The organism is Qipengyuania sp. ABI-127-1 (assembly GCA_022953095.1).
Classification (GTDB): domain Bacteria; phylum Pseudomonadota; class Alphaproteobacteria; order Sphingomonadales; family Sphingomonadaceae; genus Qipengyuania.
The window spans coordinates 341,220-357,515 of sequence record JALJCR010000001.1; the positions used below are offsets into that span (position 1 = coordinate 341,220).

A 16,296-nucleotide genomic window follows, 5' to 3' on the forward strand; every position below is an offset into this window, starting at 1 on the left:
GGTCAGTCGCAAACCGCGCCGCGCGCAGAGAGGTGTCAGGCGGCCATCAGGCTGCGGTTTCGCCCTTCGGCCTTGGCGCGATAGAGGGCGGCATCGGCTCTTGCGAGCATATCGGAGAGTTCCGGTACATTAGGGCCTTCGTGCAGCGCGATACCGATACTGGTGGTGCAACTTACGGTGGTGGCGCTGGCGTCGTGATCGATCTCTATCCGCTCTATCGCAACGCGCAATTCTTCGGCGATTGCATGGGCCTGAGCAGTATCGTCGGCGCGCAGGAAGATCACGAACTCCTCGCCGCCGAAGCGCGCGGCGAGCCCGCCGTGGCGGCTGGCCGAATGCCGCATCACTTCGGCCACCGCGCGCAGACAGGCGTCGCCCGCCTGATGGCCCCAGCGATCGTTGAACGCCTTGAAATGGTCCAGGTCGACCATGAACAGCGCGGTGCCGGCGTGCCCCATCGTGACCGGAGTCGCATAATGCTCGGCGAAAGTGTCTTCCGCCCGGCGACGGTTCGCGAGCCCGGTAAGCGGGTCTTTCATCGATAACTCGGTCAGTCGCGCATTGCTTTCCTCCAGAGCTTTGGTGCGTTCGTCCGCCTGGAGTGTCAGCAACAGGTTCCGCCGCTCGATCCAGTGGATGCGGTGGGCCAGAACCGTAGCCGCGCCCATGGTGAGCATCATGATCGGGATGAATGTCTTGGCGTAATCGGCGATGCTCCCATGGAGGAGCAGGAACCCTCCCACCGCCAGCCCATAAAGCGTTGCGAAACCGAACATCTGCCATCGCCGAAACGGTAGGACCGGCAGGGCGAGCCCGAACAATGTCACGACCCCGAGAGCCAGGAGGGCATTGTCAGGCGAGGGAACGAAGATGCTTGCATAAGCTATACTTACACCGAAACCGATGAGCGACAGGCCCATCAACAGCTTTTGCAGGGCGAGCAGCCGTCGGGGAAGCAGCAGCGCGGATAGGGTGAAGGGCAGTACCGCCCCCAACCTGACTGCGGCGATTTTCGTGAAATGATCGGGCGCGATCAGCGCGTCCACCACCAACGATAAAACGGCAACCACCGTGCCGAGCGCCATGAGGAAGCGCCCTTCGCGATGGTGCAGATCGCCGAGAGACTCCGCGATCGCTGCATGCAATCTGTGGTCCCACCCGCGCGGGGGCTTTTTGCCGACCAAAGCGGCATGCGCCGCAGCGGCGAGGTCGAAGTCTTGCGCCCGGTTCATATTTATTCGCGACTGTACCGGAATACCGCAATCTTGCAACGACTTGCACATTATAATGCCTTATACACCAAACGGGCTTCGGACTTTCCCGGGGGCGGGCTGTGTGCGATCCGCTGCGGGACCGCAAGCGATGGTTCCACATATCCGTCTTCTGTCACAGCTTTGGTGCCGGGGCTGGTGGAATGCGCGCGCCATTTTCCAGACAGATCGGGCCGGTGCCGACTTTCCCGATATGCGGATCTTCTTCGGTCGCAGATCGCAGATGCGCCTCGCTGCGAAGCATCTTAATCGCGTGGAATGCCTTTATTTTGGGTGGTTTACGCCTTGCCTGCGGAGGATCGGGGCCTGCGGAGGATCGGGAAAATCGGCCCCTGCTTTTGAGGAAGGCCCGGGCTGCGGAACCGATGGCGCCCCGCCCTCGATGTCGAGGAGCGGGGCGCCGGGGTTTACGGACATCGCCCGCAAAAGGGGAAACCGGACGATGCCGCTGTTCCCCGTGTTGCATATCGAATACCCTACCAACGGATTTTGCCTGAAGCATGTTCCGCAGTTCGTCGCACAGGTGAAGCGGCGAGGCGCAGGGCGGGTCTTTTTCCATCTTATCCCCGCCGAATCATTGCCGCTTGCCTTCGAATCCAAGCTCTGATTCACTATATGAGTCGTTCACGCGAAAAACCGGAGACCCACAACATGTCGTTGCTCGAAGCCCGCAAGACCTACAAGCCCTTCGAGTACCCCTGGGCCTACGATTTCTGGAAACGGCAGCAGCAGGTGCACTGGCTGCCGGAAGAAGTGCCGCTGGGCGAGGACTGCCGCGACTGGGCGCAGAAGCTCACCGATCACGAGCGCAACCTGCTCACGCAGATCTTCCGCTTCTTCACCCAGGCCGATGTCGAGGTGCAGGATTGCTACCACGACAAATATGGCCGCGTGTTCAAGCCGACCGAAATCAAGATGATGCTGACCGCGTTTTCCAACATGGAAACGGTCCACATCGCGGCCTATTCGCACCTGCTCGACACGATCGGCATGCCTGAAAGCGAATACGGCATGTTCCTCGAATATGAGGAGATGAAGGACAAGCACGACTATCTGCAGGAATTCGGCGTCGATACGGACGAGGATATCGCCCGCACCCTCGCCATGTTCGGCGGCTTTACCGAAGGGCTGCAGCTCTTCGCCAGCTTCGCCATGCTGATGAACTTCCCGCGCTTCAACAAGATGAAGGGCATGGGCCAGATCGTTAGCTGGTCGGTCCGCGACGAAAGCCTGCATTGCGAAGGCATCACCCGCCTGTTCCATGAATTCGCTCGCGAGCGCGACTGCCTGACCAAGGCGGTCAAGGAAGACATCATGGATATGTGCCAGAAGACGGTGCGGCTGGAAGATGCCTTCATCGACCTCGCCTTCGAGGATGGCCCGGTGCCGGGCATGACCGCGAAGGAAATCAAGAAGTATATCCGCTACATCGCCGACTGGCGCCTCAGCCAGCTTGGCCTGCAGCCGATCTACATGGTCGAAGACCACCCGCTGCCCTGGCTCGCCCCGCTGCTCAACGGCGTGGAGCACGCCAACTTCTTCGAAACCCGCGCGACCGAATACTCCAAGGGCGCGACAAAGGGCGACTGGAATACCGTCTGGTCGAGCTTCGACAAGCGCAACAAGGCCAAGGCCGCGAACGAGGAAGACGGCGCGATCGACGACGGCCCGGGCCTGTTCGGCGAGGACGGCGAAGGAGCGCAGGCCGCGGAGTGATTTGAAGCGACAATGAACGGGGACGAGTTGCTTGCGCTGACAATCTCAGGCTTGGCGCTTGCGGTTTCCGTGATGACGCTCTGGTTGACCTACTTTCGTAAAGGGTCAGTCCGGATGACACGGCCCACGCAGGTTTTCCTTGGCTCCGATGGTTCTCGGTCTTCCGGCCCAAATGGTCGGCCAAAGGTATTCTTGCGAGCGTTGTTGCTAGCAGAGGCGAAGCGCGGGCGAGTGATCGAAACCCTTTACGCAACACTGACACGAGACGAGTCCCGACAGAATTTCAATATCTGGGTCCACGGCGACGATCAGCTTGTGAGAGGGGGTGGCCTTTTTGTCGGTGATACCGGGGTGGTCGTTAATCATCATTTTTTGCTGCCCGCCGATCATTCCGAGTTCCGCTGGAAGGGCGGGACATACAGGCTTGAGGTGTTTGCGGATATTCTAGGGGACACCAAGCCAGTCAGGCTTTTGTCACTGGACCTCATGATGAGCGAGGCAGAAGCCAGTAGCGTCAATACGATGATGTGCGGAATGTACTATGATTGGGGCCCGCAAGCTGGGCGTTATATCTCGCACTTAGAGGCTCCCGGATTGCCTACGGAAGCGAGCGGTTAATGATCCTTCGTGGGAGGCTTAGTCCAAAGACCTCTCGCAGATTTAGTCGCATTGATTTCTAAGTTGTTCTGTTTGTTGACCTTCCGCTGTGGCGCCCCTCGCGGCAACAGCCGCCGCGATAATCTTCGGGCGCTGAACCCGAGGAGCAGGCTGCTACCGCGCAGGTCGTATGTAGCCACTCCGACCTTTGCCGGTGGATAGGCCCATTCGCGCGCGGCCTCGCTCCTCCACCCAAATTTGATCCAGCTCAATGATTGTTCGGCCACCCCTGCTAGGGTCGCTGCCAACATTATGGAAAGGACCCGCATGTCGCAGCACACGCCCAATGAACTGACTCAAATCTTCGCCCGGGATCGCGAACTGATTACGCGGCTTAAGCAGGACGATGCACATTACGTCCGGCTCGCCGACGAATATCACGAGGTGAACCGCGAAGTGCACCGGATCGAGGCGGAGACCGAGGCGGCGAGCGACGAGCGCACCGAAGAACTCAAAAGGAAGCGCCTCACCCTGCTCGACGAAATTACCGCCATCGTCGCCAAGGCGCGCGAGGCAGCCTGATCGTTTGCCGGGGGAACCGCTCTGGAGCGGGCCTCCCGGCATAGGTGCCACCACAGGAGATTTGCAATGAACAGCCGTCTTGTCGCCACAGCCCTGCCGCTGGCAGCCGCCTTCGCACTGGCCGCCTGCGGCGCAGAGCCCGAGGAACCCACTTACGAGGTCGACGTGACCGATGAAGGTGGCGGCGAACTGATCGTGACCCAGCCGGATCCCGATGCCGTGCCCGTCGACACGCCCGATACGCCGATGACCAATGTGCCCGAAGAGGGCGTGCCTGCGGATGACGGCCAGGCCGGCGCCGAGTAAACCGCGCAAGCGAAACGGGTGTGCCCGAACGGGCTCGCGGGGGTGAACGGCGTTTTCCTCCTGCCATCGGTGCGGCCCATATCTCGGGTATTGTCAGGGAACGGGGAGGCCCCGCGCCGGGTTTTGCAGCCGCTACCAGCCCCAGGCAGGCGGGGGCGGCTCCACCGGCGCGCTCGCGTCGAATTCCACGCGAAACAGCCGCGTCGGATCGTTGCGGCGGGTGAGTTGGTAAGCGAAGGAGGCGTCCGGCATGCCTGCCGGGTCGATCTCGATGCGCCAGACATTGGTCAGCGAGGCATCGAGCCCCTCGCGTGAAAACAGCGCGATGCTTTCATCGTCCACGGGAAAGTCCTGGCCACGCACACCCCCTGCCTCGGCGGAGGTTCCCCCATAGAAGGTCACGGCATCGGCTTCGCCATCGGCGTGGCGGTGATCGTGCTTCAATGTGAAGCGAGCATCCGCCCCCGCGCCTTGGCGGGTCACGATCCAGGTCCGGCTGCGGTCCCAGACGGGTTCGTCCGCCGCGCCGAAGTGCATCGCGTGAAACGCAATCGCGATCCGGCCCTCATCGCATTGCGCCCAGTGCGCAACCAGCCGTCGCTGCGGGAAATCCGTATCGCGCGCATCACTGCTTGCCAGGCGCCCGTCATAAGCCCGGCCGCAATGGCTCGACAGCGCCTGCCAGAAGGCCTCTTGCGGATGGGCCGCAGTGTTCGTCGGCGGCTCGGGTGTGGGCGCGCAAGCCCCAAGCGCCAGCGCCGCGACCAGGGCGGGTAGAATGCGAGCGGAAACCATCCCCTATCCCTAACCCCTTGGCGCAAGATTGAAAGCCGGTTGCACTGCAGGACTCTTGTCGTATTATGACGGCAACACACTGGAACAGGGACCTCCCATGCTACCCAGCCTCGTCGCCGCCCTATTCTTCGCTCAGGCTCCCGCCGCCGTATCCGCGCCGCAACCCATGCCGACCGGCGATGCACTGGAGAAACGGATCGTCGCCAATGACGCGCGGCTCTTCTGGGGGTTTTTCGAAGGCTGCGATCCCGATGCGGTTTCCGATCTGGTCCATCCGGACTTTCGCATGCTTCACGATCTTGTCGGCATGCCACTTTCGAGCGGGGCACAGATGATCGAGCAATCCCGCAAAAATTGTGCCGATCGCGCCCCGGGCGGCAAGAATGAAGGGTATCACAATCGCCGCCTGCCGGTGCCGGGATCGCGCCGCATCCAGAAGCTTGGCGATTGGGGGGTGCTGGAGGAAGGGCACCACACCTTCCACGAATGGCGCGCTTCGCTCAACGGCGGGCAGGGCGGCTGGGAGATGACCGGGGGTGGGCGCTACATCCATTCCTGGCAGTGGATGCCGCAAGAAGGCCGCTTCCGTCTGCTCGAAAGCCTCAGCATCGACCATGGTCCGGCCGTGCCCTACCCGCCGCAGACCGCTGTGCGTCCCTAGCCCGACCGATAGCCGGACGCTTGCCCCTTATCCGCCTGTGGCAGGCAGGCATGGCGGAAACCTTTGCCTCGCGCGCATGGCGGCGCTAACTCGCCCGCCATGACCCAGAGACCCGACATCCATGCGAAGGCCGAAACCCTGATCGAGGCGCTGCCCTATTTCCAGCGCTATGCGGGCAGAAGCTTCGTCGTCAAATATGGCGGCAACGCCATGGGCGACGATCGCGCCGCGCGCGAATTCGCCGAGGATGTGGTGTTGCTTAAGGCGGTCGGAATCAATCCGGTGGTGGTTCATGGGGGCGGCCCGCAGATCGGGGCCATGCTCGAAAAGCTCGGCGTCGAGACCCAGTTCATCGACGGTCTTCGAGTGACCGACAAACAGACTGCCGAGATCGCCGAAATGGTCCTCTCCGGCGCGATCAACAAGGCAATCGTCGGCTCGATCGCGCATGCGGGCGGCAAGGCGATCGGCATTTCGGGCAAGGATGGCGGACTGGTCACGGCGACCAAGCTGCAGCGCACGCAGAAGGACCCGGACAGCAATATCGAAAAAGCGCTCGATCTCGGCTTCGTCGGCGAGCCATCGAAGGTCGATACCACGATCATCGAAACCGCGACCGGGGCGGGGATGATCCCGGTGGTCGCGCCGATCGGCGTGGGCGAGGACGGCCACACTTACAACATCAATGCCGACACCATGGCCGGGGCGCTGGCCGCGGCGCTGGGCGCTGCCAGGCTACTTTTGCTGACCGACGTATCGGGCGTGCTCGACAAACAGGGCAATCTCCTCACCGACCTGACCCCCGCCGACATCCGGCGCTTGCGCGAGGACGGGACGATTTCGGGCGGGATGATCCCCAAGCTGGAAACCTGCGTGCAGGCCGTGGAATCTGGCTGCGAGGCGGCGGTCGTGCTCGATGGGCGCGTGGCACACGCCATGCTGCTCGAATTCTTCACCGCGCGCGGTGCCGGTACGCTGGTCGCAAAGGGTCGGTAACCGGCCCGACAGGGGTGGCGCGGCCCGTGTCGCTCTTGTAGGACGCGTATGACGGCCAAACCCAAGGGAACGCTCGACGAAATGCAGGCGCTCAGTACCATTTACCAGATCATCGCCATGCTCACCAATGTGCTGGTGATGCTGATTATCATTCAGTTCATCATCGGGCTGCTGTTCGCCTTCAACGTGGTGAATTCGCGCAACGAGTTCCTGGGCGCCTTCTACATGTCGATCAACCGCCTGCTCGAACCGGTGCTCGGCCCGATCCGGCGGGTGATGCCCAATACCGGTTCGATCGACTTTTCGCCTCTGGTGCTGATCATTCTGCTCAACATCGTCCTCATCGTTCTCGGCAATGTGATCTACGGCTGATGACGGCGCAGGTAATCGACGGGAAGGCGTTTGCCGCCAAGCTCCGCGAACGCGTGGGCGAATTCGCCGCGACATTCGCCGAAAAGGCGGGGCGCAAGGCCGGGCTTGCCGTGGTGCTGGTGGGCGAAGACCCTGCCAGCCAGGTCTATGTGCGCAGCAAGCACAAAGCCACGTTGGCCGCCAATATGGAAAGCTTCGAACACCGGCTGCCCGCCGATACGAGCGAGGACGACCTGCTTGCTCTGGTTGCCCGGCTCAATGCCGATCCGGCGGTGGATGGCATTCTGGTGCAATTGCCGCTGCCCGATCATCTCGACGAACAGGCGGTGATCGGCGCGATCAGTCCCGACAAGGACGTCGATGGCTTTCACGTCACCAATGCCGGCCGCCTTGCGGTTGGCCAGAGCGGTTTCGTTCCCTGTACGCCGCTTGGCTGCATGATGCTGCTGACCGACCGGCTGGGCGATCTGTCGGGTCTCGAGGCGGTCGTCATCGGGCGTTCGAACATCGTCGGCAAGCCGATGGCGCAACTGCTGCTCGACGCAAACGCTACCGTCACAATCGCCCATAGCCGGACGAAAGACCTGCCCGCAGTGGTCAGGCGCGCCGACATCGTTGTCGCCGCGGTGGGCCGGGCCGAGATGGTCAAGGCCGAATGGCTTAAAGACGGCGCGACCGTGATCGATGTGGGCATCAACCGGCTGCCGCCCGAACCCGGCGCGGATAAGGGCCGCCTCGTAGGCGATGTGGACTATGCCGGAGCGCAAGCAGTGGCGTCCGCGATTACCCCGGTTCCGGGCGGGGTGGGGCCGATGACCATTGCGGTGCTGCTGCGCAACACACTGGTTGCGGCCTATCGCAATGAAGGGCTGAACCTGCCCGAGGACGCGCTGTGAGATTTGCGATAGCCCTGCTCGCGCTGGGCCTTGCGGCTTGTTCCGCCAATCCGGGGCGGGACGACCGCTATGCGCGTGTTCTCACCCCCACCGCCACTCCGTCGCGCGTTGTCGCCACCGAACTCGCCTTTGCGCGGTTGGCGCAGGAAGACGGGCAATGGAGCGCCTTTCGCGAATATGCCGCCGATGGGTCTGTCATGTTCGTGCCCGAGCCTGTCGACGCCCGTGACTGGCTCAAAAATCGCGCAAACCCGCCGCAGGCGGTGGCATGGCAGCCGCACCATGTCTGGTCGAGCTGCGACGGTTCGCTGGCGGTCACACGCGGGGCGTGGCAGCGGGCCGATGGCTCGGTCGGCTATTTCACCACGGTCTGGCAGCGCCAGCGCGATGGCGAATATCGCTGGATGCTCGATCAGGGCGATGTGCTCGAACGCCCGCTCGAAGAACCGGAATTCGTGCGCACCGATGTCGCCGACTGTCCGCAGCGCGATGTCGCCGCCGAATTGCGCGAGCAGGCCGAACGGTCGCGCCCCGTTGCGGGCGGCACGTATTTCGATCAGGTCAGCGCCGATAGCAGCCTGTTCCTGACATTCGTCGTCTCACCCGATCTTTCCCGTCACTGGAAGCTGATGCTCAACCGGAACGGCAAAATGATCGATGCGATGTCGGGCAGCGTTGCTGCTCCGGGGGGCGCGTGACATGACCGCGCTCTTTTTCTCGGCCTTCATCACACTGTTCGTGGTGATCGATCCGCCTGGCTGCGCCCCGATCTATGCCGGGCTGACCAAGGGCGCGACCTCGGCGCAGCGCCGCAACATGGCAATCCGGGCGAGCGGTATAGCGCTGGTCATTCTGCTGGTATTTGCGCTGTTCGGCGAGGACTTGCTCGGCGCGCTGCATATCGAGCTCGACAGTTTCCGCATCGCGGGCGGGCTGATGCTGTTCTGGATCGCCTTCGAAATGGTTTTCGAGAAGCGCACCCAGCGGCGTGAGGAACGCGCCGAAAAGGTCGCGGCCACGCCCGAGGTGGAAGATGTGTCGGTCTTCCCCATGGCCATTCCGATGCTTGCCGGACCCGGCGCCATTGCGGCGATCATGCTGCTGATGAACGAGGCACAGGGTCTGGATCAGACCCTTGTCGTGCTGGGCGCCCTGGTGGCCGTGCTTGTCATCACGATGCTCGCCCTGATGGCGGCTGGCCCCATCATGCGGCTGTTCGGCGACAAGGTGGAGGCGGCGATAACCCGCGTTCTCGGTGTGCTTCTGGCCGCACTGGCCGCGCAATATGTCATCGATGGTCTACGCAACAGTTTCAGCATCTGACGCCGTTCGACACGGGTTCACCAGACGGGTGCACGCCGCTCGCGTTGGTATGGCGCTTTTCTTCTGCGTTGCGGCCCTCATGGGGCTGGGCAGCTCGGCTTCTGCGCGACCGTTGCCGCATTACACGATCCCCGAACTGACGGCGGCAATCGGTGAAGGGCAGCTTGGCCGGGTCGCCGTTCTGGCCGCAGAACAGCGGGGCGAGCGTGTTTATCTGGAACGGTTCGACGGCGAGCAGGTCGGCACTCCGGTCGATATCCGGTCGGCCGGCAAATCCATCACCGCGCTGGCGGTGGGCGCGGCCATTGCGGATGGCGCGCTTGCAGGCACGCATATTCCGGTATGGTCCTATCTCGGGTCTCCGCGCGGAGAACCGTGGGATTCCATCACCGTCGGCGATCTGTTGGGTATGTCTTCCGCTATCGACTGCAACGACTGGGAACGGCGCTCGCCGGGGCAGGAAGAACGGATGTACCGGAAACGCGAATGGCGCGCATTCGTCCTGGCTCTTCCTGCCCGCGAATATGTCCGGGACGCGCGTGGCGAGGGGCCGTTTTCCTACTGTACTGCGGGGGTCTTTCTTTTGGGCCAAGTCGTGGAGAAGGCGACCGGCGAGCGTTTCGATGCCTATGTGCAGCGCCGGTTGTTCGATCCGCTGGGTATCGACGGGGTCGTCTGGCGGCGGTCGCGCAGCGGCGAGATCCAGTCGGGTGGGCAATTGACGATCGATGCGCAGGCATTGCTGAGAATCGGCCGCATGGTACTCGATGGGGGCCGCTGGCAAGGCGAGGAAATTCTGCCCGAAAGCTGGGTCCGGAGTATGCTTGTACCGCGCCACAGGCTGGGCGAGCACGTGTTCTACGGCAACCTCTGGTGGGCCATCCCGATCCGGTCGCCGCGCGGCTATGAAGGTGCCTGGATGATGAAGGGCAATGGCGGGAACATCGTCGCCCTGATTCCGAGCTATGATGCCGTCCTGGTGGTGCAGGCGCGAAACTACAACCGCAAGAACGCCGAACGCCACGCCTTCACCGCTCTTTCGGCCATGCTGACGAGCCTCGACGAACCCGCGCCTATTGCAGAGTGACGATCTCGTCCCCGTCGTCACGCAGGGCGAAGAACTGCATGAGCTGAATCATCAATTCGCATCGCTCGCGCAAATCGGACGCTTCGAGGAGCGCCTGTTTCGAGGCCGCATCGAACGGTGCGATTTGCGAAACCCCGTTGATAAGCGTTTCGTCATCGAGCCGCGAGACCGAATCCCAGTCGACCGAATAGCCCTGCATGTCGGCAAAGCGGCGTGCCTCGAATTCGAAACCCGCGCGCTCGACGCTCGACAGCGTTTGCCCTGCGCGATCCTCGATCAGTTCCGCCTCGACCTGCCGGAAGGTCGTGGTGACGTCGAGTTCGCGCAGCACACGGAAACGGGCTTCGCCGTCCAGAACGATATTGTAGCGCCCATCTTCCAGCGCCTCGACATCGCCGATTCGTCCCAGGCAGCCCATTGCGTAGAGCGGGGCACGGTCTTTCGAGGTCTGCGGCTGGATGATCCCGATCAGCCGGTCTTTCGCCAGCGCGCTGCCGACCAGGTCGCGATAGCGCGGCTCGAAAATGTGCAGCGGCAGTTGCAGGCCGGGAAACAGGATTGCGCCGGGCAGAGGGAAGATGGGGATCCGGGTACTCAAGACGCTCCCTAACCGAACAGGATTTTGGACAAGCGCCGCCGGGTGGCGACCACCCACGGATCTTCGAGCCCGACCGCGCCGAAGATATCGATCAGGCGGGTGCGTGCGGCGCCCTCGTTCCACTCGCGGTCTTTCTCGACCAGGGCGAGCAGTTCGTCGGCGGCGGCATCGCGATCACCGGCGGCGAAGGCGGCCTCCGCATAATTGTAGCGAGCCTGAAGGTTCTCCGGGTCGGCCTCGGCCTTTTCGCGCAGGGCGGCGAGTTCGCCGTCATCCACCCTGTTGCCGGCCAGCTCCAGCGCATTGCGAGCCTGGTCGAGCTGCGGATCGTCGGCGAGCGAAGGAATGCCTTCCGCTGCCGCGAGCGCCGATTTCGCCTCGTCGATCCGCTCCGCCTGGACGAGTGCGCGAACCAGACCGGCATGGGCTGCGGCATTTTCGGGCGCCATCTGAACGACCTGCATGAACACGCCTGCTGCGCGTTCGGCATCGCCGTCTGCCAGAACCTTTTCGGCCATGTCGACGAACTGGCCGACATCCTGCTGCCCCTGAGCGTTTTCCGCGGACTGATCGGCGCCGGGCTTGATCGGCAATTGCCCGAGAATTTGATCGAGCGTCTGCTTCATCTGGGATTCGCTGCGCGCATTGGTCAGATCGGCAACCGGTTGCCCCTGGAAAAGCGCGTAAATGGTCGGGATCGATTGGACCTGAAACTGGGCCGCGATGAATTTTTCCTCGTCGACATCGATCTTCTTCAGCACCACGCCCTTATCGGCATATTCGGCGGCGACCTTTTCGAGCATCGGCGCGATGGCTTTGCACGGCCCGCACCAGTCGGCGTAGAAATCGAGGATGACGAGCTTCGTCATCGATGGCTCGACGACGTCGGTCTTGAAACGCTCGACCGCTTTCTGTTCATCCATGCTCAGGCCCATGCTCGCCACGTAAATCCACCTTTCGTTCGAAAAATCGTGCCCGCATCATGTGGGCATTGTCGCGCGAATGTGAAGGAGGGCAGGCGCCGCTGCAAGGGTATCGAAAAATCTGCATTTTTCGACTTGCGAGACTCGAGAGCCGCTGCTAGTTGGCCGCCTCCCCACCGGGACCAAGCGGTTTCGGTAGCGCCAGTGAGCGGGCGTAGCTCAGGGGTAGAGCACAACCTTGCCAAGGTTGGGGTCGGGCGTTCGAATCGCCTCGCCCGCTCCAGTTTCCATGACATTTCTGGAACTCGATCGCGCTTTTCCCGCGCTCGATCGGCTTGTGAGCCTGCGCTTTCCGCCCTGATGTGAGCGCGAAAGGTTGCGGGCGCCAAGCGGTGAATCGCGCTTGGCACTTGCAAAGCTCCTATCGGCTCCACTGTTCCGGGCTTTGCCGAATTCCTCCCAGATGGCGCTGGCGGGTTCATCCGGTGACGGTGTCGACAACGACAGAGCGCAGCCAGCGATGCTGCAGGCGGGCATCGCATTCTCGACGAAATGCTCTTCCATTTCTTCTCGGTACGGGCCGACATAGCTATCCTCGAACAGCCGACGGCCCCGGACTTCCGAACCGATCCGGTCAGACAATACCGCTGTCTCCAGATCGGCAGAACCAGCGCTCAACATCGAGCTGCTCTTGTCGGTTTTGTGAAGAAAGGTCAGGCGGCACAGAGGCGCCTTCTTCGCTACCGCCTCGATCAGTAGCGGTCTCAATTCGGACACCGTGATCCGGCTTACGCAGGCTCTGGAACGGCTGGTCGCGAATTGCGGGGGCGAAGCCTGGTGCCGGAAAATCCATGAAGAGAAACCCGAAACGCTCGAACTCTACCGCGATGAAAAGCGGGGCTTCGTCCTGCTGGCGCATACCGAGCGCAAGGGTCTGTATCGCCCCCCGCATGCCCGTTTTTTCAAGCTTCCGGCGCGAGGTGGCGGGGGCCAGGCTGCCGAATTATCTGTAGGCTGGCGCCCTTACGAGACGGTGCGAACGCCCGGCTCGAAGGGTATCCGCTTGGCGCCGCGCGGAGGAAAGGCGCGGTGGTCGGCCCTGTTCTGTATGAGAACCGACGACCGCGCCAATCAGAGTATCAAAAGGCCTTGGTGAACCCGACATAGAAGAAGCGTCCGACGCTATCGAAAAGCGATCCGCCGGAAGCACCTGTATACGTAGACGGGGTGCGCGGAGGGTGCTCGTCGAACAGGTTGTTCACGCCGAACTGAACTGTTTCTCCGCTATCGAAATCGTAGTTGAGAGCCACGTCGTGGTAGAAGCGCTCGTCGACAGTCAGGCCGCCGTAATACTCATCGCTTCGCTGGACGTCGATCTTCGACCCGCCAATGTAGCGTACCGACCAATTCGCACGAAGCCCCCCGACGGAATAGCCGACCTTGAGATTGCCCCGCCAGGTCGGGTTGCCATATTCCCCGTCGCTGATGAGCAGGGTGTCCGGATCTTCGGAATCGACCAGTTCTTCCAGCTTGTCCAGATAGGTCACGGTCAGCCCGACATTCAGACGACCGGGAAGACTTTCGGAGATCCGATCGAGATATGTGCGGTAATTTGCCGCCAGATCGAGACCCCGGGCGGTGAGCTGACCGATATTGACCTGGCGAAGGTCGATGGACGAAATCACATACGGATCGTTGATACCCGAGAAGTTACCGCGCGTGACCAGCGGACAGAAGGGGTTGTCCAGCGTTTCGGAATCCACGCATTTTTCGACGATCGAATTTCCGCTGATGGTTTGGATCGCGTCGTCGATCTCGATCGACCACCAGTCAGCCGAAAGCCGCAGGCCGTCGACTGGGGAAACGACAACGCCCGCAGTCCAGGAGTCGGATGTTTCTTCCGTCAGGTTGGGATTTCCGCCAAGGCGGGTGGTCAGCGCAAGCGACGAAGCGGGGTCGACCCATCCGGCGGGGATGCCCAGCGCCCGGCAATTCGCTTCGCGGTTCGGATTGAGATTGATCTCCGCCGCATCGCAGGGATCGGCCGAGATATTCAAGGCGCCCAGCGTCTCGGGTGCGAAGAATTCCACAAGCGTGGGAGCCCGCACGCTGCGCGAGCGGGTGACGCGGAAGCGCAGAGCATCGATCGGAGCCCATTCGCCGCCAAGCTTCCAGGCCACGGTGCTGCCAACCGTATCGTAGTGCGAATAGCGCGCGGCCCCTTCGAACTGCAGCGACTGCCCGAGGAAACTGTCCCTGAGCACGGGCACGACGATTTCCGCGAAGGCTTCCGACACACTGCTGCTGGCATCCACTTCGCCGCCGCCATTATCGGTCCGGTACAGCAAGCCGCGCGATCCCAGTGCGTCATCGACGCTTTTTAGCGAATCTTTGCGGTGTTCGGCGCCAATGGCGATGCCAAGCGGACCGGCCGGCAGGTCGATCAGATTGCCTGACACCTGGAAACCGGCAAGGAGCTGTTCGTTGGTGACGTCGCGCTGGAACGTGGCCTTGAAGTATGCCTTTTCCTCTTCGGTCAACATACCGCCGAACACGCTGATCGGCGCACAGCCAGCGTCACGCGCCGCTTCGCTTCGGCACACCATGTCCCCGGTAACCGGATCCCGCACGACATCGACTGCCTCGTAGAAACGGCTTTCAATTCGCGAATTGCCCCGCTTGTAGCGTTGGTCGCGCCGTCCGTACTGCGCAAAGGCAGTCCAGTCGAAATCGCCAAGCTGGCCGCGAAGTCCGCCGGCCACGGTGTAGGTTGTCCGCTTGTTGCCGTGTTCCCGATTGCCGTAGATATATTCGCCTTCGTAGCCGACCCTGATGGTGGACATGCCGTTGGCATCCATGAGGGCAGTGACTTCATCGGGCAGCGTGGGATTGTCGCGGCTGAGGGTCAGGCGGGAATCGAAGAATCCCTGGCCGTTCGTCTCGCTCTCCGCGAAGGAGAACTCGAAATCGGTAAAGGCGGTAATCCCGCTGGTCAGCTCGTATTCGAGACCCGCTATGGCAGAAATACTCTCGCGCGGATTGCGCAAATTGCGCTCGCGCCTGTCATAGCCGAAATCGCCGCCCACGCATTTCGAACCGTAGCACACGATATCGTCCGGCTGTTCGAGCAGTCCGTCGTCGTAAAAGTAGCGCTGCCCATCGATCACGAAGGTCGGCTGATATGGAGTGGTGATCGTGCGGGGATTGCTGATGACGATGCGATCGGGAATGCCGTCGTCAGGACCCGTATTGTCGGGATTGGTCACGAATGCCAATTCGCCTTTGCCATAGGCATAGCTGCGATCCCGGTAACGCAGCGTCTCGCTTTCGCCGTATGTCATACCGAAGCGTGCCGATCCGCGACCATCGCCGAATTGGCCACCGCCGCTGACCGAGACTCGGTAGGTGGCCGCGTCGCCACGGGAGGACAGACCCAGACGACCGGAGAGATTCAAGCCCTCGATATCGTCCTTGAGGATGATGTTGACGACACCCGAAACGGCATCGGCCCCGTACACCGCCGAAGCGCCGCCGGTTATGACTTCGACGCTTTCAATCATCGGGGTCGGGATTGCGGAGACATCGACCTGTGCCCCGTCGCGCGAGCCGGATACCCGGCGGCGTCCGTCGACCAGAACCAGGGTCCGATTCTCGCCCAGACCACGCAAATTCACGAAGGTGGAGCCGACGTCGCGCTTGAAAGTGTCGTTGCTCGACCCAAGACCGACTGCGATTTGCGGGTTCTGCATCAGAACGTCGCCGATGTCGTTCAGGCCTGTGTTGGCGATCTGCTCGGCTGTTACGACCGTTGTCGGCGTCGGGTTCTCGAAGCCGGTTCGCGCGATACGAGAACCCGTAACGACAATCGCATTTTGCGCGTCGCCACCTTCGGCCGCACCGGCTTCCTGACTGTCCTGCGCGTGCGCTGCGGAGGCCATGGAGCACAGCGCCAGGGCGCCCCCCCCCAAAAGCAGCTGCTTCGAAACTCTGTTTGACTCGGTAAATGCGACACGGTCGCGCTCAGGACACCTCATGACTTCCCCTTCTTCACTTGAACAAGCTGAGAGGCAGTTTCGCGACAAAGGAAGGTCGTGCGAAGTAGTATTAGTTCACCCGCCCATAACCCCCCGTTATGCGGCCAAAGACCGGTGTGACGCGTCGTAAGATCATGGC

18 protein-coding genes and 1 tRNA gene are annotated in these 16,296 nt (G+C 62.1%); 13 read left to right on the plus strand and 6 right to left on the minus strand.

All coding sequences use genetic code 11. The annotated features are described in order from the left end of the window. Window positions 1-35: 35 nt before the first annotated feature. Window positions 36-1,232 (minus strand): GGDEF domain-containing protein, encoded by a 1,197-nt coding sequence (locus MUY37_RS01705; RefSeq protein WP_499193752.1) that lies wholly within the window; start codon window positions 1,230-1,232, stop codon window positions 36-38. 481 nt (window positions 1,233-1,713) lie between these two features. Here MUY37_RS01705 and MUY37_RS01710 point away from each other — a divergent pair, with 481 nt between their 5' ends. From MUY37_RS01710 to MUY37_RS01730, 5 genes are all read left to right on the plus strand, one after another. Beyond that, on the plus strand, window positions 1,714-1,878 hold the full coding sequence (locus MUY37_RS01710) for a hypothetical protein (protein ID WP_499193753.1): 165 nt from the start codon (window positions 1,714-1,716) through the stop codon (window positions 1,876-1,878). 44 nt (window positions 1,879-1,922) lie between these two features. Continuing rightward, window positions 1,923-2,987 carry a ribonucleotide-diphosphate reductase subunit beta gene (locus MUY37_RS01715; protein WP_499193754.1) on the plus strand — a complete coding sequence of 355 codons (1,065 nt, stop codon included), beginning with the start codon at window positions 1,923-1,925 and terminating at the stop codon, window positions 2,985-2,987. A 231-nt stretch (window positions 2,988-3,218) separates the two neighbouring features. Then, entirely contained in the window at window positions 3,219-3,605 is a 387-nt protein-coding gene (locus MUY37_RS01720) for a hypothetical protein (protein ID WP_499193755.1), read from the plus strand. A gap of 306 nt (window positions 3,606-3,911) precedes the next feature. Then, on the plus strand, window positions 3,912-4,166 hold the full coding sequence (locus tag MUY37_RS01725; RefSeq protein ID WP_499193756.1) for an HP1242/YdcH family protein: 255 nt from the start codon (window positions 3,912-3,914) through the stop codon (window positions 4,164-4,166). A gap of 66 nt (window positions 4,167-4,232) precedes the next feature. Then, window positions 4,233-4,472, plus strand: a complete 240-nt coding sequence (locus tag MUY37_RS01730) for a hypothetical protein (protein ID WP_499193757.1) — start codon at window positions 4,233-4,235, stop codon at window positions 4,470-4,472. 132 nt (window positions 4,473-4,604) lie between these two features. Here the strand turns inward: MUY37_RS01730 and MUY37_RS01735 are convergent, their stop codons facing one another. Beyond that, entirely contained in the window at window positions 4,605-5,267 is a 663-nt protein-coding gene (locus MUY37_RS01735) for a hypothetical protein (RefSeq protein ID WP_499193758.1), read from the minus strand. A gap of 97 nt (window positions 5,268-5,364) precedes the next feature. Between MUY37_RS01735 and MUY37_RS01740 the strand changes: the two genes are divergently transcribed. From MUY37_RS01740 to MUY37_RS01770, 7 genes are all read left to right on the plus strand, one after another. Next, a complete protein-coding gene (locus MUY37_RS01740; RefSeq protein WP_499193759.1) occupies window positions 5,365-5,928 on the plus strand; it encodes a DUF4440 domain-containing protein in 564 nt (187 codons plus the stop codon). Window positions 5,929-6,027: 99 nt separating this feature from the next. Further along, complete coding sequence (gene argB, locus MUY37_RS01745) at window positions 6,028-6,924, plus strand: acetylglutamate kinase (RefSeq protein WP_499193760.1); 897 nt, start codon at window positions 6,028-6,030, stop codon at window positions 6,922-6,924. 48 nt (window positions 6,925-6,972) lie between these two features. Further along, a complete protein-coding gene (locus MUY37_RS01750; RefSeq protein ID WP_499193761.1) occupies window positions 6,973-7,296 on the plus strand; it encodes a YggT family protein in 324 nt (107 codons plus the stop codon). Continuing rightward, window positions 7,296-8,192 carry a bifunctional methylenetetrahydrofolate dehydrogenase/methenyltetrahydrofolate cyclohydrolase FolD gene (gene folD / locus MUY37_RS01755; RefSeq protein ID WP_499193762.1) on the plus strand — a complete coding sequence of 299 codons (897 nt, stop codon included), beginning with the start codon at window positions 7,296-7,298 and terminating at the stop codon, window positions 8,190-8,192. The genes MUY37_RS01750 and folD overlap by 1 nt, the downstream gene beginning before the upstream one ends. Then, window positions 8,189-8,890, plus strand: a complete 702-nt coding sequence (locus MUY37_RS01760) for a hypothetical protein (protein WP_499193763.1) — start codon at window positions 8,189-8,191, stop codon at window positions 8,888-8,890. The genes folD and MUY37_RS01760 overlap by 4 nt, the downstream gene beginning before the upstream one ends. A 1-nt stretch (window position 8,891) precedes the next feature. Beyond that, a complete protein-coding gene (locus MUY37_RS01765; protein ID WP_115415317.1) occupies window positions 8,892-9,515 on the plus strand; it encodes a MarC family protein in 624 nt (207 codons plus the stop codon). A 49-nt stretch (window positions 9,516-9,564) separates the two neighbouring features. Beyond that, on the plus strand, window positions 9,565-10,602 hold the full coding sequence (locus MUY37_RS01770) for a serine hydrolase domain-containing protein (protein WP_499193764.1): 1,038 nt from the start codon (window positions 9,565-9,567) through the stop codon (window positions 10,600-10,602). On the opposite strand, the gene MUY37_RS01775 is transcribed toward MUY37_RS01770, so the two are convergent. After that, window positions 10,589-11,200: an LON peptidase substrate-binding domain-containing protein gene (locus tag MUY37_RS01775; RefSeq protein ID WP_499193765.1), complete on the minus strand. Its 612-nt coding sequence runs from the start codon at window positions 11,198-11,200 to the stop codon at window positions 10,589-10,591. The two genes, MUY37_RS01770 and MUY37_RS01775, sit on opposite strands and share 14 nt — an antisense overlap. Before the next feature lie 8 nt (window positions 11,201-11,208). Further along, window positions 11,209-12,135, minus strand: a complete 927-nt coding sequence (locus tag MUY37_RS01780) for a tetratricopeptide repeat protein (protein WP_499195101.1) — start codon at window positions 12,133-12,135, stop codon at window positions 11,209-11,211. Between the two features lie 196 nt (window positions 12,136-12,331). On the opposite strand from MUY37_RS01780, the gene MUY37_RS01785 reads away from it, so the two are divergent. Beyond that, window positions 12,332-12,406 (plus strand) — tRNA-Gly (locus MUY37_RS01785). Between the two features lie 351 nt (window positions 12,407-12,757). On the opposite strand, the gene MUY37_RS01790 is transcribed toward MUY37_RS01785, so the two are convergent. Both MUY37_RS01790 and MUY37_RS01795 read right to left on the minus strand, forming a co-directional pair. Continuing rightward, window positions 12,758-13,075 (minus strand): hypothetical protein, encoded by a 318-nt coding sequence (locus tag MUY37_RS01790; RefSeq protein ID WP_499193766.1) that lies wholly within the window; start codon window positions 13,073-13,075, stop codon window positions 12,758-12,760. 187 nt (window positions 13,076-13,262) lie between these two features. Beyond that, complete coding sequence (locus MUY37_RS01795; RefSeq protein WP_499193767.1) at window positions 13,263-16,061, minus strand: TonB-dependent receptor domain-containing protein; 2,799 nt, start codon at window positions 16,059-16,061, stop codon at window positions 13,263-13,265. Between the last annotated feature and the right edge of the window lie 235 nt (window positions 16,062-16,296).